This is a genomic window from Actinokineospora auranticolor (assembly GCF_002934265.1).
GTDB lineage: Bacteria > Actinomycetota > Actinomycetes > Mycobacteriales > Pseudonocardiaceae > Actinokineospora > Actinokineospora auranticolor.
Genome location: NZ_PTIX01000007.1, coordinates 213,568 through 231,656 on the forward strand (window position 1 = coordinate 213,568; position 18,089 = coordinate 231,656).

16 protein-coding genes are annotated in these 18,089 nt (G+C 73.4%); 13 read left to right on the forward strand and 3 right to left on the reverse strand.

The window, feature by feature from the left end; genetic code table 11:
* Positions 1-18 precede the first annotated feature (18 nt).
* The 13 genes from CLV40_RS15690 to CLV40_RS15750 all read left to right on the forward strand — a co-directional run bounded on the left by CLV40_RS15690 (position 19) and on the right by CLV40_RS15750 (position 14,340).
* A complete protein-coding gene (locus tag CLV40_RS15690; protein WP_245931315.1) occupies positions 19-693 on the forward strand; it encodes a cell division protein FtsQ/DivIB in 675 nt (224 codons plus the stop codon).
* Positions 694-781: 88 nt separating this feature from the next.
* Positions 782-1,288 carry a DinB family protein gene (locus CLV40_RS15695; protein ID WP_104479767.1) on the forward strand — a complete coding sequence of 169 codons (507 nt, stop codon included), beginning with the start codon at positions 782-784 and terminating at the stop codon, positions 1,286-1,288.
* A 182-nt stretch (positions 1,289-1,470) separates the two neighbouring features.
* Positions 1,471-2,853: a cell division protein FtsZ gene (gene ftsZ, locus CLV40_RS15700; RefSeq protein WP_104479638.1), complete on the forward strand. Its 1,383-nt coding sequence runs from the start codon at positions 1,471-1,473 to the stop codon at positions 2,851-2,853.
* 110 nt (positions 2,854-2,963) lie between these two features.
* Positions 2,964-3,668: a peptidoglycan editing factor PgeF gene (gene pgeF, locus CLV40_RS15705; protein ID WP_104479639.1), complete on the forward strand. Its 705-nt coding sequence runs from the start codon at positions 2,964-2,966 to the stop codon at positions 3,666-3,668.
* Complete coding sequence (locus CLV40_RS15710; protein ID WP_245931316.1) at positions 3,665-4,405, forward strand: YggS family pyridoxal phosphate-dependent enzyme; 741 nt, start codon at positions 3,665-3,667, stop codon at positions 4,403-4,405. Before pgeF ends, CLV40_RS15710 begins: the two co-directional genes overlap by 4 nt.
* Before the next feature lie 124 nt (positions 4,406-4,529).
* Positions 4,530-5,183, forward strand: a complete 654-nt coding sequence (locus tag CLV40_RS15715; RefSeq protein WP_104479640.1) for a cell division protein SepF — start codon at positions 4,530-4,532, stop codon at positions 5,181-5,183.
* 19 nt (positions 5,184-5,202) lie between these two features.
* A complete protein-coding gene (locus CLV40_RS15720) occupies positions 5,203-5,487 on the forward strand; it encodes a YggT family protein (RefSeq protein WP_104479641.1) in 285 nt (94 codons plus the stop codon).
* A gap of 47 nt (positions 5,488-5,534) precedes the next feature.
* The gene (gene wag31, locus CLV40_RS15725; protein ID WP_104479642.1) at positions 5,535-6,320 is read left to right on the forward strand and encodes a DivIVA-like cell division protein Wag31; all 786 of its coding nucleotides are present in this window, start codon (positions 5,535-5,537) and stop codon (positions 6,318-6,320) included.
* A gap of 82 nt (positions 6,321-6,402) precedes the next feature.
* Positions 6,403-7,239 (forward strand): hypothetical protein, encoded by an 837-nt coding sequence (locus tag CLV40_RS15730; protein WP_104479643.1) that lies wholly within the window; start codon positions 6,403-6,405, stop codon positions 7,237-7,239.
* A gap of 55 nt (positions 7,240-7,294) precedes the next feature.
* Positions 7,295-8,542, forward strand: a complete 1,248-nt coding sequence (locus tag CLV40_RS15735; protein ID WP_104479644.1) for an MFS transporter — start codon at positions 7,295-7,297, stop codon at positions 8,540-8,542.
* Positions 8,539-9,201, forward strand: a complete 663-nt coding sequence (locus tag CLV40_RS15740; RefSeq protein WP_219823988.1) for a hypothetical protein — start codon at positions 8,539-8,541, stop codon at positions 9,199-9,201. Before CLV40_RS15735 ends, CLV40_RS15740 begins: the two co-directional genes overlap by 4 nt.
* Positions 9,202-9,429: 228 nt before the next feature.
* Positions 9,430-12,576 (forward strand): isoleucine--tRNA ligase, encoded by a 3,147-nt coding sequence (gene ileS / locus CLV40_RS15745; RefSeq protein WP_104479645.1) that lies wholly within the window; start codon positions 9,430-9,432, stop codon positions 12,574-12,576.
* Between the two features lie 120 nt (positions 12,577-12,696).
* Positions 12,697-14,340, forward strand: coding sequence for a penicillin-binding transpeptidase domain-containing protein (locus CLV40_RS15750; RefSeq protein WP_245931317.1), 1,644 nt, complete (start codon positions 12,697-12,699; stop codon positions 14,338-14,340).
* A gap of 53 nt (positions 14,341-14,393) precedes the next feature.
* On the opposite strand, the gene CLV40_RS15755 is transcribed toward CLV40_RS15750, so the two are convergent.
* From CLV40_RS15755 to CLV40_RS15765, 3 genes are all read right to left on the reverse strand, one after another.
* Positions 14,394-14,972: a class F sortase gene (locus tag CLV40_RS15755; RefSeq protein ID WP_245931318.1), complete on the reverse strand. Its 579-nt coding sequence runs from the start codon at positions 14,970-14,972 to the stop codon at positions 14,394-14,396.
* Positions 14,969-15,820: a DUF4397 domain-containing protein gene (locus CLV40_RS15760; protein WP_181043526.1), complete on the reverse strand. Its 852-nt coding sequence runs from the start codon at positions 15,818-15,820 to the stop codon at positions 14,969-14,971. Before CLV40_RS15760 ends, CLV40_RS15755 begins: the two co-directional genes overlap by 4 nt.
* 121 nt (positions 15,821-15,941) lie before the next feature.
* Positions 15,942-17,795, reverse strand: coding sequence for a glycosyl transferase (locus CLV40_RS15765; protein WP_146108045.1), 1,854 nt, complete (start codon positions 17,793-17,795; stop codon positions 15,942-15,944).
* Positions 17,796-18,089: the final 294 nt, after the last annotated feature.

The following is an 18,089-nucleotide window of genomic DNA, read 5'->3' on the forward strand; positions in this document are numbered from 1 at the left end:
AAGGCCGCGCGCCGACCGGTGCGGACCGCGACCGCGCTGCCGGTCCTGTCCACCCGCCGGTGGGCGGTGCTGGGCACCATGGCGGTGGTCACCGTCGTGGTGTGCCTGGTGTTCTTCACCCCGGTGTTGGGGGTGCGCGCGATCGAGGTGACCGGTGTCCAGGGGCTCACCCCGGACGAGGTCCGCGCCGCGGCGGCCGTGGAGAGCGGCACGCCGCTGGTGCGGGTCGACACCGACGAGGTGGCCACCCGGATCCGGCAGCTGCCCAGGGTCGGCACGGTCGAGGTGCGCCGGTCGTTCCCCGGCACGCTGGAGGTGGCGATCACCGAGCGGACCCCGGTCGCGGTCGTCGTCGCGCACGACGGCGCCCACCTGCTCGACGCGGCCGCGGTCGACTACGGCGTGCTCAAGGCGCCACCGGCCGGGTTGCCGACGCTGGACTCCGGCGGCGAGCAGGCGACCAGGGGCGCGGTGACGGTGTTGGCCGCGATCCCGCCGCAGCTGTCGAAGCAGGTCGTGTCGGTCACCGCGCGCACGCCCAGCGACATCCGCCTGAACCTCGCCGACGGCCGCGCGGTCAAGTGGGGCGACTCGGACAACACCCGGCGCAAATCCGCCGTCCTGGCCGCGTTGTTGTCCCAGGAGGGCAAGACCTTCGACGTGGCCGCCCCGGACTTCCCGACCATCTCCTAGGCGCGGGCGTCCCGACCGTGCGGTGTCCGGAATGGATGATCGCTAAACCCGGGTGCGCCACCGGTCCCGGTCCGCCAGACTCCGCCGCATGACCGCACCGGATACCCGAGTCGCCCCGCCCTACGCGGGCGGCGAACTCGACCAGCTCAACGCCTTCCTCGACTTCCTCCGCGCCACGATCGCCCGGAAGTCCGAGGGCCTGTCCGAAGCGGACGCGCACCGCTCGGTGCTGCCCTCGCCGCTGATGACCGTCGCCGGACTGCTTTCGCACCTGCGCTGGGTCGAGGCCTACTGGTTCGACACCGCGCTCGCGGGCAACCCCGACCGCGCCCCCTACAGCAAGGAACACCCGGACGGCGAGTTCGAGATCGCCGCCGAACTGACCCTGGACCAACTGCTCGCCGACTACGCCGAGCAGTGCGCCCGCAGCCGCGAGATCATCGCCGGACTGGCGCTCGACGACACCGTCCCCTTTCGCGGTGACCAGCGCCTCAACCCGCGTTGGGTGCTGCTGCACATGATCGAGGAGACCGGCAGGCACGCGGGCCACCTCGACGTCATCCGCGAATTGCTGGACGGCGCCACGGGCGAGTGAAACGGTGATCTTGCACGGTCGGTGACGAACAACCGGGACCTCCCACGGCGTGGCGGCTGGATCGCGGCGAGTCCTGTGCATACCTTCCTTGCCAGGTCCGGGGTTGACATAACTCTCACTCTCTGGTTGAGGTCGAGGGTCCGGATCCGCACAGCAGGACCACGAAAAGGAAGGCGGCTTCGATGACGCCCCCGCACAACTACCTCGCCGTGATAAAGGTCGTCGGCATCGGTGGCGGCGGCGTGAACGCCGTCAACCGGATGATCGAGGTCGGCCTCAAGGGCGTCGAGTTCATCGCGGTGAACACCGACGCGCAGGCGCTGCTGATGTCGGACGCCGACGTCAAGCTCGACATCGGCCGCGAGCTGACCCGCGGTCTCGGCGCGGGCGCCAACCCCGAGGTCGGGCACAAGGCCGCCGAGGACCACCGCGAGGAGATCGAGGAGGTCCTCAAGGGGGCCGACATGGTCTTCGTGACCGCGGGCGAGGGCGGCGGCACCGGCACCGGCGGCGCGCCCGTGGTCGCCTCCATCGCGCGCAAGCTCGGTGCGCTGACCATCGGCGTGGTCACCCGGCCGTTCTCCTTCGAGGGCAAGCGCCGGGCCCGGCAGGCCGAGGACGGCATCACCGAGCTGCGCAACGAGTGCGACACGCTCATCGTCATCCCGAACGACCGGCTGCTGCAGCTCGGCGACGTCGGGGTGAGCCTGATGGACGCGTTCCGCTCCGCCGACGAGGTCCTGCTCTCCGGTGTCCAGGGCATCACCGACCTGATCACCACCCCGGGTCTGATCAACCTCGACTTCGCCGACGTCAAGTCCGTGATGTCCGGCGCGGGCAGCGCGCTGATGGGCATCGGGTCCGCGCGCGGCGAGGGCCGGGCGGTCACCGCCGCCGAGAAGGCCATCAACTCGCCGCTGCTGGAGGCCTCGATGGACGGCGCGCACGGCGTGCTGCTGGCCATCGCGGGCGGTTCCGACCTCGGCCTGTTCGAGATCAACGAGTCGGCGTCGCTGGTGCAGGAGGCCGCGCACCCCGAGGCCAACATCATCTTCGGCACGGTCATCGACGACTCCCTCGGCGACGAGGTCCGGGTCACGGTGATCGCCGCGGGCTTCGACAGCGGCGGCCCGACGCACAAGAAGCTCGACCCGACGGCCTTCGGGTCCCGGGCGGGCGCCGCGTCGAACACCGCGGCGCAGGCGCCGGTCGCCCCCGCGCCCGTGGAGCAGGCGCCCGCGCCGGTGCAGCAGGTCCAGCCGCCCCAGCCGCAGGTGACCCAGCAGGCCTACCAGCCCGCGCCGGTGCAGCAGGTCCAGCCGGTCCAGCCCGCGCACACCCAGCACGCGCAGCCGGTCCAGCAGGCGCAGCACGTCCAGCCGGTGCAGCAGGCGCCGCAGCCGGTGCACCTGCCGCAGCAGCACTCACAGGTCCAGCCGGAGCCCAGCTCCTACCGGGCGGGGGAGTACCAGGCCGCGCGGCAGGGCGGGATCGGCGGCAGGCACGTGCCGGTCACCGAGGACCCGGACGACGAGGTCGACGTCCCGCCGTTCATGCGCCGGTAAGCGGCCGGACAGCGCGCTCGGAGACAGACCGAAGACCCCGGCGGCCCACGCCGGGGTCTTCGGCGTGTGCGCGCTAAGTTGGCTGGCACGGACGAGGGACGGGAGCACGGGTGCGGATTCGTCGGGTGGTCACCACGCGGGAGGGCGGGGCGTCCGCGCCGCCGTACGAGTCGTTCAACCTCGGCGACCACGTCGGGGACGACCCGGCCGCGGTGGCCGCCAACCGCGCGCGGCTGGCCGGGGAGCTGGGGCTGCCCGCCGAGCGTCTCGTGTGGATGGAGCAGGTGCACGGCCGCACCGCCGCCGTCGTGCGCGAGCCCGCCCCGGACAAGCTGGAGGCCACCGACGCCGTGGTCACCGCCGAGCCCGGCCTGGCGCTGGTCGTGCTGGTGGCCGACTGCGTGCCGGTGCTGCTCGCCGACCCCGAGGCGGGTGTGGTCGCGGCCGTGCACGCGGGCCGGGTCGGTGCCCGGATCGGCGTCGTCCCCGCCGCGCTGGCCGCGATGGCCGAGGCGGGCGCGGACGTGCGCAGGCTGGAGGTCCTGCTCGGGCCGTCGATCTGCGGCGAGTGCTACGAGGTGCCCGCCGACATGCAGGCCGATGTGGAGCGCCACGTGCCCGGCAGCGCCTGCCGCACCCGCAAGGGCACCCCGGGGCTCGACCTGCGCGCGGGCCTGTGGCGCCAGCTCGCCGACGCGGGCGTGGCGCGCATCGGCATCGACCCGCGGTGCACGAACGAGGAGCGCGCGCTGTTCAGCCACCGCAGGGAAGGGACCACTGGGCGATTGGCCGCGGTCACCTGGGTGGAGCCGTGACCGACCGGGACACCGGCCGCGCGGCCGAGATCGCCGCCAACCTCGCCGAGGTCCGCGCCCGCGTCGACGCCGCCTGCGCCCGCGCGGGCCGGGACCCGGCCGGGGTGCGGCTGCTGGCCGTCACCAAGACCTTCCCCGCCGCCGACGCCGCCGCGCTGCTCGACCTCGGTGTGCGCGACCTCGCCGAGAACCGCGAGCAGGAGGCCGGGCCCAAGACCGACGAGGTGGCCGCGTTGCGCCCCGGCGCGGCCCCGCGCTGGCACATGGTCGGCAGCCTCCAGCGCAACAAGGCCCGCGCGGTGGTGCGCTGGGCGGCCGAGGTGCAGTCCGTGGACTCCGACCGCCTCGCCGAGGCGCTGGGCCGCGCCGCGGCCAACGCGATCGCGGCGGGCGAGCGGACCGCGCCGCTCGACGTGTTGCTCCAGGCGAGCATCGACGGCGACCCCGCGCGCGGCGGCTGCCCACTCGACGGGCTCCCGGAGCTCGCCGAGCGGGTAATTCGATCGAGTGATCTTCGCCTCCGCGGGATCATGGCCGTGGCGCCGCTGGGCACAGAACCCCGGGCGGCGTTCGCACGTCTTGCGGATGCGGCCGGGCGGCTGCGGGCCGAGTTCCCCTCGGCCGTCGAGCTGTCCTGCGGCATGAGTAACGATCTCGAGGACGCGATCGAGTACGGGTCGACGTGCGTGCGTGTCGGAACCGCCCTGCTGGGGGGCCGCGGGTTAGCCTCCCCATAGCAAGAACGGTCCCCGATGGGCAAGATCGGCCGGGACAGGACCAGTGTCGGCCGCCCGGGTTGAGTTCGACCGGGACGTGGTAGTCGCAAGCGCTGGGCCACGCTCGGGGAGTCGGAGGAACGCCATGAGTACCTTGCAGAAACTGAAGGCCTACTTCGGCATGGTCCCGGCCGACGAGCTCGACGACTACGACGCCGAGGAGTACGACCGGCGCGGCTACCACCGCCCCGAGTACGCCGCGGACGACGAGTTCGACGAGTACCAGGGCGGTCGCCGCCGCTGGTTCGGCGGGCAGCAGCGCCCCGGCTACCGGGACGAGATCGAGGACGACTACGAGCCCGCCGAGCGGCCCCGGCCCCGGCAGGTGTGGTCGCCCGCGGCCCAGGCCGACACCGGCAACCACGGCGCCCAGACCCACGGGGCGCTGGCCGTGGACGCCCGCCGCGACCCGGGACCGCGCACCCGCGCGCCCGAGCCGCAGGCGCCTGCGGCGTACCCGCTCGGCCGGGTCGTCACGCTGCACCCGCGCAGCTACATCGAGGCGCGGACCATCGGCGAGCACTACCGCGACGGCCGCCCGGTCATCATGAACCTGACCGAGATGGACGACGCGGACGCCAAGCGGTTGGTCGACTTCGCCGCCGGGCTCGCGTTCGCCATGCGCGGCGCCATGGACAAGGTCACCAACAAGGTGTTCTTGATCTCACCGCCGAACGTCGACCCGACGGCGGAGGACAAGCGCAGGCTGGCCGAGGGTGGATTCGCCTCCCGGAGCTGAGTGATGGCAGAGTTGACCCGTGGAACCACTGCTCCTCGCCCTCTATTGGGTGCTCTTCGCCTTCTGGCTGCTGCTCACCGCGCGCGTCGTGGTGGAGATGGTCCGGATGTTCGCCAGGGAGTGGCGTCCGGCGGGTGGGGTTGCGGTGACGCTGGAGACCATCTACACAGTGACCGACCCTCCGGTGCGTTTGGTTCGTCGGCTCATCCCGACGATCCGGATCGGCGGCGTCGGCCTGGACCTATCGATTATGGTGCTGCTGTTGGTCGTGTTCATTCTGATGCGACTGGCGTATCCCAGGTGACGGGGAAACCTGGGTGCCTGCAGCCCTGGAGTGCGTGAGGTGATCAGATGTCGTTGACCCCCGCTGACGTGCACAACGTCGCGTTCAGCAAGCCTCCCATCGGCAAGCGGGGCTACAACGAGGACGAGGTGGACGCGTTCCTCGACTTGGTCGAGGTGGAGTTGTCCCGCCTGATCGAGGAGAACAACGACCTGCGCGCGCAGGTCGAGCAGCTCGACGCGCAGCTCGAGTCGGCCCGCGCCGACCTCGAGGACGCCCGTTCCAGCGCCTCCGTGGCGCCCGTGCGGGCCCCCGAGGAGCCCCGGCGCCTGCAGCCGGTCCCGCCGCCCAGCTCGCTGGAGCAGACCAGCCCCGGCGGTGGCGGCGACCACCACGTGCAGGCGGCGAAGGTGCTCGGCCTGGCCCAGGAGATGGCCGACCGGCTCACCGGCGAGGCCAAGGCCGAGGCCGACGGCATGCTGGCCGAGGCGCGGGCGAAGTCCGACACCATGGTCAACGAGGCGCGCACCCGCGCCGAGACCATGCTCAACGACGCGCGCACCCGGGCCGACACGCTGGAGCGGCAGGCCCGCGAGAAGGCCACCACGCTGGAGCGCGACGCCCAGCGCCAGCACACCGAGATCATCGGTGCGGTGCAGGCCGAGCGCACCACGCTGGAGAAGAAGATCGACGAGCTGCGCACGTTCGAGCGCGAGTACCGCACCCGCCTGAAGACCTTCCTGGAGTCCAGCCTGCGTGAGCTGGGCGACCGGGGTTCCGCCGCGCCGACCACCGAGGCGCGCGCGGGGCAGCAGAGCGGCTACTCGTTCGGCCCCCGGGCCGAGGCTGGCTGACGGCTCGGGCGCGGGGGTGGTGTGACCGGGTGAACCCGGTCCGCCCCGCTCACCGCGCCCGGGGCCGTTCGGCTGCGGACCCATGGTCTTAGCCCTCGTCCTGCTGCTGGTGCTCGCCGCCCTCGGGCTGCTGATCGCCGCGCTCACCACGGCCAACACGCTGTGGGCCTGGATCTCGGTCACCATCTCGGTGGTGGCCGCGGTGATCCTGGTGGTCGACTGGGTCGGCGCCCGCCGCCGACGCCGGGCGGCCGCGGACGCCGAACCGACGGCCACCCGCGACACCGGGATCGCCTCGTCCCCCGCCGGGACGGGTGCCGCCGCGGACCGCGACGACCTCGACGTCGACCCGTTCACCGACCAGGGACCGCCGTCCGGCGATCTCGCCTGGCTCGGCGCGGACGCGCCGCCGGAGCGGGCCCCGGACAACCGGACCCCGGTCGGGTACACCTCGGGCAGCCAGACCCCGGGCAGCCAGACCCCGGGCAGTCCGGCTTCGGGCAGTCGGACTTCGGGCAGCCGGTCCGCGGACATCGGCGACGACCAGCTCGAAGCCACGGGTTTCCACGCGCCGCCGTCGCGGTTCGAGGACTCCGGGCAGCACGAGCCCGTCGCGCTCGCCGACCTCCCGACCAACCTGGACCCGGACCGCGAGCCGCCGGAGGAGGCGACCGACGCGGCGGACCTGCTGATCGTCGCCGACCTGCGGGTCGACGTGCGGGTCCTCGACGAGCGGCCGCGCTACCACCTGCCGCGCTGCGCGTGGCTGGGCGCCCGCCCGTCGATCACCCTGCCCGCCGCCGAGGCCAGGGAACTCGGGTTCACCCCCTGCGCGATCTGCACCCCGGACGCCGTGCTCGCCGCCCGGCACCGCGAGGGCCGGGGTCCCCGACAGCCGCGCCCCACCGACGCGGGGTGACCGGCGTCACCCCCGAATTCCCCCACGGGAGCGGGGGCGTCGGCATCCTGGGCTGATGGCCGATGTGACCACCGACACCCGCCCCGGGCCCGACTTCACCCGGTTGTGGTGGTCCTCCGCGGCGACCAACCTCGCCGACGGCGTGGTGATCGCCGCCGGGCCGCTGCTGGTCGCCTCGCTCACCCGCGACCCGGTCGCGATCGGTGCCGCCGCGTTCGCGCAGAACCTGCCGTGGCTGCTGTTCTCGTTGGTCAGCGGCGCGCTGGTGGACCGCTGGGACCGGCGCCGCGTGCTGGTCGCGGTCAACGCCTTCCGCGCCGCGCTGATCGGGGTCCTGGTCGCCGCGATCGCCGTGGACGCGCTCACCGTGTGGTTGGTCTACGCGGTGTTCTTCCTGCTGGGCACCGCCGAGACGCTGGTCGACACGGCGGCCAGCGCGCTGGTGCCCGACATCGTCGCGGTGGCCGCGCTGCCCACCGCCAACGCCCGGCAGCAGGCGGTCGGAATCGTCGGCAACATGCTCGTCGCCCCGCCGATGGGGGCCGCGCTGTTCGCGGTCGCGGTCGCCCTGCCGTTCTGGGTGGACGCGGGCCTGTTCCTGGTCGGCGCGGTGGTCGCGGGCACCCTGCGGCACCGGCCGCCGCCGCGCCCGCGCGCGGCGGGCACCCGGATCCGCGCGGAGATCGCCGAGGGCGTGCGGTGGGCGTGGTCGCACCGGCTGCTGCGGGCGATGGCGGTGTCGCTGTGCCTGATGAACGTGCTGCTGATGGCGACGCTGGCGATCCTCGTGCTCTACGCCGAGCAGCGGCTCGGCCTCGACGAGGTCGGGTTCGGCCTGCTGTTCGCCGCGACCGCCGCGGGCGGGCTCATCGGGTCCGCGGTGGCGCCGTGGCTGCGCCGCCGCTTCGGCGACAGCCCGCTGGTGCGGGTCGGGCTGGTGATCGAGACCGCGACCCACTTCCTGCTGGCCACCACCACGGACCCGTGGGTCGCAGGCGCGGTCATCCTGGTGTTCGGGGTGCACGGCTCGGTGTTCGGCGTGGTGCTGACCTCGGCGCGGCAGCGAGCGGTACCGGAGGCCCTGCGCGGTCGGGTCGGCAGCGTCTACATGTTGCTGATCATCGGTGGTGCGGGCATCGGGTCACTGGTCGGTGGGTTTATCGCACGGGGGTACGGCATCACCGCGCCGTTCTGGGTCGCCGGGGTGGCCATGGTCGTGCTGACCGCGGCGGTCTGGCGTGTCTTCCGGCCTGCGGTGTTCGATGAGGCCCTGCCTGGGGAACAGGACCAACCGGAAGGGTGACCGCGATGCCGGTGGACGCCTACTGCGAGCGCACGGGGCCTGAGTTCTGGTCCGAGCCGGTCAACGCGTGGACGAACGCGGCGTTCCTGGTCGCGGCCTTCTTCGCCTATAGGGAGGTTCGGCGCCGGGGTGCGCCGTGGTGCGTGCGGGCGCTCGTAGTGGTGCTGGTGGCGATCGCGCTGGGGAGCTTCACCTTCCACACTGTGGCGACGCGGTGGGCGGCGGCGATGGACGTGACGCCGATCCTGGTCTTCATGATCACGTACGTGGTCGTGTTCCCGAAGCTGTTCCTCGAACTGCCGTGGCGGTGGGCCTGGCTGGGCTGCCCGCTGTTCGTCGGGTTCGCCGTGCTGGTGAACCTGATCGCGGGTGGGGGCGCCTTGGCGGGCGCGGGCGCGTACCTGCCCGCGCTGCTCGGCATGGTGGCGTTCGCGGTGATCCTGGCCGTGCGCGGTGAACGCGCCTACGCGCTGTGGTTCGCGGGCACCGCGGTGGTGTTCGGTGTGTCCCTCGCGCTGCGCACGGTCGACTCCCGGGTCTGCGGCGGCTTCCCGCTCGGTACGCACTTCGCCTGGCACCTGCTCAACGCGGTGGTCCTGTACCTGCTCATCCGGGTGGCGGTCGACCGCGCGGCAAAGCCGGTTGCGGACGAGGGTTAGACTCGAGGGCACATGGCGCTGATCCGGCTATCACCGGGGAGCCTCCGGAAGAACGGGCGTCAGCCCCAGTAGAACCGGACGGGACCGGCCCGTGACAGCCGGACGAACGAGTGGTCGCGGGCGTCGAGCCCGCGGCAAGCGGGGTGGTACCGCGGCGCGCGAGGGCAACGAGGTCCGCGCGAGTCGTCCCCGTGTGGGTCCGACCGATCCGTACGAGGAGTACCACCCATGGGTTACCCCAGGGCCTTTTCCGGCGAGCCGACCGTGCCCGCCCAGCCGTCGTTCCCCGAGTTGGAGACCGCGGTCCTGGACTACTGGTCCACCGACCGCACCTTCACCGCGTCCGTCGAGGCGCGCCCCGCGGGCGACAACGGCGCCAACGAGTTCGTCTTCTACGACGGCCCGCCGTTCGCCAACGGCCTGCCGCACTACGGCCACCTGCTGACCGGCTACGTCAAGGACCTGGTACCGCGCTACCAGACCATGCGCGGGCGCCACGTCGAGCGCCGCTTCGGCTGGGACACCCACGGCCTGCCCGCCGAGGTGGAGGCGGAGAAGCAGCTGGGCTTCTCGTCCAAGAGCGACATCGAGACCTTCGGCATCGACAAGTTCAACGACGCCTGCCGCACCTCGGTGCTGCGCTACACCGACCAGTGGCGCGACTACGTGACCCGCCAGGCCCGCTGGGTCGACTTCGACAACGACTACAAGACCCTCGACCTGGACTACATGGAGTCGGTCATGTGGGCCTTCAAGTCGTTGTACGACAAGGGTTTGGTCTACGAGGGCTTCCGCGTGCTCTGGTACTGCTGGCGCTGCGAGACGCCGCTGTCCAACACCGAGACCAAGATGGACGACACCTACCGCGACCGGCAGGACCCGGCGGTCACGGTGGGGCTGCGGCTGATCGCCCCGGGCACGGACCTCGACGGCGTCGAGGCTCTCGTGTGGACGACGACCCCGTGGACGCTGCCGTCCAACCTGGCCGCCGCCGTGCACGCGGACGTCGACTACGTCGTGGTGTCCGCGGGTGAGAAGCGCTACCTGCTGGCCGAGGCCCGCGTCGGCGCGTACGCGCGGGAACTCGGCGAGGACCCGGAGGTGTTGGCGCGCTACAAGGGCGCGGACCTGCTGGGCACCCGCTACCGGCCGCCGTTCGACTTCTTCGTCGGCCGCGAGAACGCGCACCAGGTGCTGGCGGCGGACTACGTGACCACCGAGGACGGTACGGGTGTCGTGCACATCGCCCCCGCCTTCGGTGAGGAGGACAAGCTCGTCACCGACGCGGCGGGCATCGAGGTCGTCATCCCGGTGGACCCGCACGGCCGGTTCACCGCCGAGGTCGCGCCGTACGAGGGCGTGCACGTCTTCGACGCCAACAAGCAGATCATCCGCGACCTCAAGGACGCGGGGCTGCTGCTGCGCCACGAGACCTACGACCACCCGTACCCGCACTGCTGGCGCTGCGACAACGCGCTGATCCAGCGCGCGGTGTCGTCGTGGTTCGTCGCGGTCACCCGGTTCAAGGACCGGATGGTCGAGCTGAACCAGCAGATCAACTGGGTGCCGGGGCACATCAAGGACGGCCAGTTCGGCAAGTGGCTGGAGAACGCCCGCGACTGGAACATCTCCCGCAACCGGTTCTGGGGCTCGCCGATCCCGGTGTGGGTCTCGGACGACCCGGACCACCCGCGCGTGGACGTCTACGGCTCGCTCGACGAGCTGGCCCGCGACTTCGGCGCGCGCCCGACCGACCTGCACCGCCCGGCGATCGACGAGCTGACCCGGCCCAACCCGGACGACCCGTCCGGGAAGTCCACCATGCGCCGGGTGCCCGAGGTGCTGGACTGCTGGTTCGAGTCCGGCGCGATGTCCTTCGCCCAGGTGCACTACCCGTTCGAGAACCGCGAGTGGTTCGAGGACCACTACCCGGGCGACTTCATCGTCGAGTACAACGGCCAGACGCGCGGCTGGTTCTACACCATGCACGTGCTGGCCACGGCGCTGTTCGACCGGCCCGCGTTCGTCAACTGCGTGGCGCACGGCATCGTGCTGGGCGACGACGGGCAGAAGATGTCCAAGTCGCTCAAGAACTACCCGGACGTCAACGAGGTCTTCGACCGCGACGGGTCGGACCCGATGCGCTGGTTCCTCATGGCCAGCCCGATCCTGCGCGGCGGCGACCTGGTCGTCACCGAGCGCGGCATCCGCGACGCGGTGCGGCAGGCGGTGCTGCCGCTGTGGAACTCGTACTACTTCCTCGCCCTCTACGCCAACGCCGAGGGCAAGGAGGGCACCTGGCGCACCGACTCGCCGCACGTGCTCGACCGGTACGCGCTGGCCAAGACCCGGCAGCTCGTCGAGTCGGTGACCGCCGCGCTGGACAACTACGACATCTCCGGCGCCTGCCAGACCGTGCGCGAGTACCTGGAGGTGCTGACCAACTGGTACGTGCGCCGCTCCCGGGACCGGTTCTGGGACGGCGACACCGACGCCATCGACACCCTGCACACCGTGCTGGAGGTCGTGGCCCGGGTGACCGCGCCGCTGCTGCCGCTCACCACCGAGGTCGTCTGGCGCGGTCTCACCGGTGGTCGCTCGGTGCACCTGACCGACTGGCCCGCCGCCGACGACCTGCCCGGTGACGACGCGCTCGTCGCGGGCATGGACCGGGTGCGGCAGGTCTGCTCGGCCGCGCTCGCGCTGCGCAAGGCCAACAAGCTGCGGGTGCGGCTGCCGCTGGCGAAGCTGCTGGTGGCCGCGGACGACGCCGAGGTGCTGGCGCCGTTCACCGACCTGATCCGCGACGAGGTCAACGTCAAGGCGGTGGAGCTGACCACGGACGTGGCCGCGCACGGCCACTTCGAGCTGGCGGTCAACGCCCGCGCCTGCGGCCCGCGGCTGGGTCCGGACGTGCAGAAGGTGATCAGGTCGGTCAAGGCGGGCGAGTGGTCGACCACCGAGACCGGGGCCGTGGTCGCGGCGGGCATCGAGCTGCTGGAGGGCGAGTACGAGCGGCGGCTGGTGGCCACCGACGCGGGCGCCACCGCCGAGCTGCCCGCGAGCTCGGGCCTGGTCGTGCTCGACACCGGGGTCACCGCCGAGCTGGCCGCCGAGGGCGTGGCCCGCGACGCGGTGCGCCTGGTGCAGCAGGCCCGCCGGGACGCCGGGTTGCAGGTCTCGGACCGGATTGCCTTGACCGTCGACGTTTCGGCCGCGCCGGACGCCGAGGCGCCTATTCGGGAATACCGTGAATACGTGGCGGGCGAGACCTTGGCCGATGTGGTCGAATTCGCGGGCGTCGGCGCGGGTGACGGTGTCTCCGGCACTGTCGGAGATGGCCTGCTCGTGCGTGTGAATGTGCGCAAGGCGTAACGAGAAGGCGTCGGAAAGGTGGCTTTCCCCGGCCGATCCGGTCGGGGAAAGCCGGTTCCTGGCAAGGTGTTCCCCGTTCGCGCGATAGTCGCGTGTTCTTTGGGGGATTTGGGGGTAGGCGTGTCCACGACGCGCAAACGTTGGGTTTTGGTGCTGAGCGGGGTCGTGGCGGTGGCGTTGATCGCCACTGCCGTCTTCTTCCTGGTACCGGGTAAGGCGGAGCCGCCGAAGGAGACCGCGGCGCCGGAGGTGCCCGCGTTCACGACGACCACCGAGGCCCCACCCGTGCTGCCAGTTTCGGCACCGGAGGTCGCGCGGGACTTCGCCACGGCGATCAGCGCGGACAACCTGGTCAGCGCGGGGATGTACACGGACGACCGGGCCGCCGCGACCAAGGGGTTGCAGGCCCTGGTCGGCACGGTCGACGCCAAGAGCGTGCAGGTCGAGGTCGTCACCCAGCCCGCGGAGGTGGGGGACCGCGCCACCGCCGGGTTGCGGTTCACCTGGTCGCTCAGGAGTCAGTCGTGGGCGTATTCCAGCGAGCTGCCGATGGTGAAGGCGCCGAACGGCGCCTGGGTCGTGCACTGGATGCCCACGATCGTCCACCCGAAGTTGGTGGACGGGAACCGGTTCGTCGTCGTGCTGGACTCCGCTTCGGCGCAGGGGAAGGTGGATCGTGACGGCGTCGAGATCCCGAACAGCGGCGACTTCGCCCCGCTGCTCACCCGCGCCCTCGCCGCCACCGACTCGGCGGGCGGCGGAGCGACCAACGGTGGCACCGCGGAGCCCGCGGTGCGCGTGGCCCTGCTCGACGCGGGCGGCAAGGAGATCGAGAACCTGTTCGGCGTGGTCAAGCCCGCCAAGGGGCCGGTCAAGACGACGTTGTCGGTAAAGGCGCAGTACGCGGCGCAGGAGGCCGTCGACTCGGTGTCCAAGCCCGCGTACCTGGTCGCGATCGACTCCAAGACGGGCGGCATCCTGGCCGTCGCGCAGAACCAGGCGGCCGGGTCGGCGCCCAAGGCGCTCAACGGGCTCTACGCGCCGGGGTCGACGTTCAAGGTCGCCACCGCCGCCGCGGTGCTCGGTTCGGGCACCGCGGACGTCAACACGGTCCTGCCGTGCCCGGGGTCGGCGGTGTTCGGCCAGCGGACCATCCGCAACGCGGGCTTCGACGACGGCGACGTGCCGCTGCACAAGGCGTTCGCCGACTCCTGCAACACCACCTTCGCGGGCCTGGCGACCAAGCTGCCGATGGACGCGCTGCCCAAGGCGGCCGAGCAGCTCGGCCTGGGCGCCGACTTCGAGGTGCCCGGGCTGACCACCCAGGCGGGCAAGGTCGTCGCGGCCGACAGCACGGCGGCGCAGGTGGAGAACTCGATCGGCCAGGGCACCGTGCAGGCCAGCCCGTTCGGCCTGGCGCTGATGTCGGCCACGGTCGCCCACGGCGGCGCGGTGACCCCGCAGCTGTTCGTCGATACCAAAACCGTGGTCCGCAAGGGGTACCGTGGACCGTCGGGCGCGGTCGTGGCCAACCTGCAATCGATGATGCGCGAGGTCGTCACCGCGGGCAGCGGCAAGGCGCTGCGCGGGTACGGCGCGGTGGCGGGCAAGACCGGGACGGCCCAGTTCGGCGGTGGTGCGCAAGCCCACGGCTGGTTCGCGGGTTACCGTGGGAACGTGGCGTTCGCGATCTTGGTCGAGGACGCGGGCACGTCGGCGCCCGCGGTGTCGGTGACCGGCGCGTTCCTCGGCGGACTGGGGTAGCGGGCGCGCGGATCGGTCGGTCCGGTTGGATGGACCGGACGAACCGGGCGGGATCAGCGGGACGGCGACGCGAACACCACGACGTTGTCCCGGTAGGACGACCGGCGGCGGTCGAACACGCCGCCGCAGGTGATCAACCGGAGGGCCGCGCCGGGGACCGGGCCGTAGACGGCCCCGGTGGGGAAGGCGTCCTTCGGGTGGCGCTGGACGGTGTCGACGGCGAAAACCGCGTCGGCACCGTCCGAGCGCCGCACCTCGACCAGGTCGCCGGGGCGCAGCTCGCGCAGCCGGGCGAACACCGCGGGCCCGTTCCGGGAGTCGACGTGGCCCGCCAGCACGGCCGGACCGGGGTCGCCCGGCGCGGAGCCGCCGGTGAACCAGCCGACGCGGGCGAAGTCGGCGGGCGCTTGGAGCTCGCCGCCCGCCGTGAGCCCGAGCGGGACCAGCGCGGACTCGTCGACCCCGATGGCCGGGATGCGCAGCCCGACGGGCCGCACCCGCTCGGCGGTGAGCGGCGCCGGCCCGGGCAGCGGTGCCCGGGGTGGGGCGGGCGCGGGGGCGGGGGCGCACGCGGTCAGCGCGACCGCGGTGAGCGCCGCGAGCAGGCGGCCCGGGGTGTCCACAGCGGTCACTCGGGCGCGCGCCGGTGGTGCCTGCGCGCGGCCAGCAGCGGCCGGTGCAGCAACCAGCAGATCAGGGCGAGGATCACGGCCGTGGTCGGCCAGAACCTCGGCTCCGCGACGGAGGTCCCGCCCGCGCCGGTCTCCACGCCGCGCAGCGGGGTGGCCGCGGCGCCTGCGCTGTCGACGAGCGCCGTGGTGGTGAGCGCGCCACCGGTCTCGGTGGCCAGCAGCGTGGTGGCGCTGCCCGCGCGGACGTCGACGGACACGGTGGTCTCCGCGGGCTCGGCGGACCCGCCGCGCAGGCGGACGGTGTAGCGGCCCTCGGCGAGGTCGGTGTACGGGCCGGTGAGCCCGTAGGCCGCGCGGTCGGCCAGCCGCGCCTCGGCGGCGGACCCCGGCAGGCCGACCTCGGCGGTCACCGGGGCCAGCGTCGGACTGCCCTGGACCAGCCGGAGCCTGCCGGTCCCCGGCGGCGGCGCGGACAGGTCGTCGATGACGAGGTCCTCGCGCAGCGCGCCCCCGGGGCCCGTGGCGAAGACGAGCAGGGAGTACGCCGTGCCGGGCGTGATCCGCACGGTGGCGCTGAGCGCGGCCGGGGTGTCGGCACCGGTCCCCGGCGCGCGCATCGACACCGTGTACGCGCCCGCCGGGAGGGCGGTGTAGGGCGTCACGGCGCCGTAGCCCGCCTTGCGCACCAGCACCTCGTCGGCGCCGCCGAACGGCGCGAGGTGGACGTCGACGGGCGGGGCGGCGGGGGAGAGGTGCCCGAGCCGCACCCAACCCTGGGCGGGTTGCGCGGCGGCCTGCCGGGGTACCAGCAGGGCGAGAACGGCGACCATCGCGCCTGCGACGCGCATCGCGGGGTTTCCTTTCCGGGCAGCCGGTGGGGATCGGGTAGTCGGTTGATCTTGGTGGGTCACCGGGTCCATCGCGCAGGCGGCGTGTGGCGCAAGGGGGGTCCGCGCGGCGACCGGGTGCTCAGGGGTTGTCGAAGGGCAGCAGGAGCCCTCCCGGTACGCCCGCCGGGTAGCGGACCAGGACGCCCTCCGGGGTGGTGCGGACCGAATCCGGGCGGAAGACGCCGTGCTGGCTGGTGAAGAACAGGGCCAGCTGCTCGGCCGGTTCCCCCGCGGCGGTCAGCAGGACTTGGCGCCGCGGCTGCTCGGCCGCGTCCTCACCCGCGACCGCGGGCAGCGCCGCCACCCGCACCGGTCGGGTCGCGGACAGCGCGGTCAGCGCGGTCAGCACGCGGGGATCGGCGCGGCCCTCGCGCAACGCCTCGTGCACGTCCCCCGGCGCGGTCAGCCGGTTGGACCCGGCCACCGCCGCACCCGCCCGCGACCGCGCCCCGGCCTCACCGGCCGCCACCACCCCGTCGGCCGCGGGCCGCTGGACCAGCACCCGGTCCGCCCCGCCGCCGAACGCCGCCACCACCTCGCCCGCCGCGGCGGCCTCGGCCAGGGCGGGTCGGCGCGCGAACGCGGCGCGCGCCACCGGGGTGATCACCAGCCACGACCGGGACAGGCAGTCCTCCGGGCAATCCAGGGTGCGGACGGTGATCTCGGGCGACCGGCCGCCGCGCACCAGGTCCGCCCAGGTGATGCCGTCGGTGGCGATCACCGCGCCGGGCAGGTTGTCGCGCACCCACCGCGCCGCGGCGGCGCCGGGTGCCGGGTCGCTCGCCGTGCCGACGACCGACCGCAGCCCGGTCAGCCACGCGGGCACGGCCGCGGCGACCACCGCGACCGCCAGCGCGACCACGGGCAGCCGCAGCGCGTGCGGCCGGACCCGGGGCCCGGTGAGCCGGTGCCGGACCGCGCGTTCCACCACCCCCGCGACCAGCAGCGCGGCGGGGGCGACCACCACCACCAGCGCCCCGGACCCCGGGCCGCCGGGCACCGCCGCGACCGCGGCCATCGCCAGCACCCCGGCGGCCAGCGGGCGCAACCGGTGGGACAGCAGCCCGGTGGCCGCGGCGAGCAGCCCGGCCACCACGAACACCGGGTCGACCCGGGCCCAGTCCCCGGCCGCCGGGCCCTCGGCGGCCACCCGCAGCCCGCTCAGCGCGGCCGAGGCGCCCAGCCCGATGCCCGTCCCGAGCGCGAACAGGCACGCCAGCATCAGCGACAACCGCCGCCGCCCGCGCCGCCACACCAACCAGGACCCGGTCACCACCACGAACACCGCCGCGACCGGCGCGGTGATCACCGCGACCACCAGGAACGCGGTGCCCCACAGGTCCGGCGGCAGCCTGCGGTGCCTGCGCGAGGTCCACAGCAGCGCGGTCCCGGCCAGCAGCCACGGCACGGCCACGTTCTCCGGCCGCGCCCCCAGTTGCAGTCCCACCGCCAGCGGCGCCGCGGCGGTGACCGCGACCGCCGCCGTGGCCGTGGCCACGCTCAGCCCGATCCGGCGCGCCAGCACCCACAGCAGCAGCGCGGCACCCGCCGCGGCGATGACCATCGGCTCGCGCGCGGCGCCGAGCGCCGAGGTGTGCCGGGCGAACGCGTCGGTGGCCGCGGTGTACCCGCCGACCTGGAGCCAGGCCAGCGGCGAGGTCCGGGAGTCGAGCAGCGTGCCCAGCGAGTCGACGGCGAAGGTCTGCGCCACCGCGCGGCCCTCGCCGGGCTGCGCGGGCGCGCCCGCCGCCGCCAGCCGCAGCACCGCGGCCGACGCGGTCACGGCCAGCAGCCCGGCGGTGGCCAGGATCTCGCGGTCGAGCGCCCGGGTGCGGGCCAGCGCCGCGGCGCGCCACGTGGTGGCGCCGAGCGGGTCGGGGATCCGGTCCGGGAAGTGGTCGGGGGTCTCCACGCTCAGGCGTCGTGAGGTCATGGGACTGCCCGCTCGGCGGACCCGGCCCGTGGGCCGGGTGCGAGCCGGAACCTCCTTCGGTGGGTGATCCGGCGGGACGTCGGCCGGGGGTCCGGGGGCCGCGCGCTGATCGACCCATGTTAGACCGGTAGTCACGCAATTGCGCAGTGCAACTTTCCGTGGCGAACGGCAAGGTCCTTACGGGTGACGGCGCAGCCCGGCTTGGGCCGTTCGGGTGCACCGGCGGGGCCTTCCGCGTAGATCATCTCAGGTCCGGTTCACCACTTCCGGGAATCCGATCACCCCATGACCGGA

Excerpts from the sequence above, each read along its gene's own strand:
- CLV40_RS15730 (WP_104479643.1), top strand. The coding sequence starts at position 6,403 with ATGGTCTTAGCCCTCGTCCTGCTGCTGGTGCTCGCCGCCCTCGGGCTG.
- ileS (WP_104479645.1), top strand. The coding sequence starts at position 9,430 with ATGGGTTACCCCAGGGCCTTTTCCGGCGAGCCGACCGTGCCCGCCCAG.
- wag31 (WP_104479642.1), top strand. The coding sequence starts at position 5,535 with ATGTCGTTGACCCCCGCTGACGTGCACAACGTCGCGTTCAGCAAGCCT.
- ftsZ (WP_104479638.1), top strand. The coding sequence starts at position 1,471 with ATGACGCCCCCGCACAACTACCTCGCCGTGATAAAGGTCGTCGGCATC.
- CLV40_RS15695 (WP_104479767.1), top strand. The coding sequence starts at position 782 with ATGACCGCACCGGATACCCGAGTCGCCCCGCCCTACGCGGGCGGCGAA.
- CLV40_RS15760 (WP_181043526.1), bottom strand. The coding sequence starts at position 15,820 with ATGCGCGTCGCAGGCGCGATGGTCGCCGTTCTCGCCCTGCTGGTACCC.
- CLV40_RS15765 (WP_146108045.1), bottom strand. The coding sequence starts at position 17,795 with ATGACCTCACGACGCCTGAGCGTGGAGACCCCCGACCACTTCCCGGAC.
- CLV40_RS15715 (WP_104479640.1), top strand. The coding sequence starts at position 4,530 with ATGAGTACCTTGCAGAAACTGAAGGCCTACTTCGGCATGGTCCCGGCC.
- CLV40_RS15735 (WP_104479644.1), top strand. The coding sequence starts at position 7,295 with ATGGCCGATGTGACCACCGACACCCGCCCCGGGCCCGACTTCACCCGG.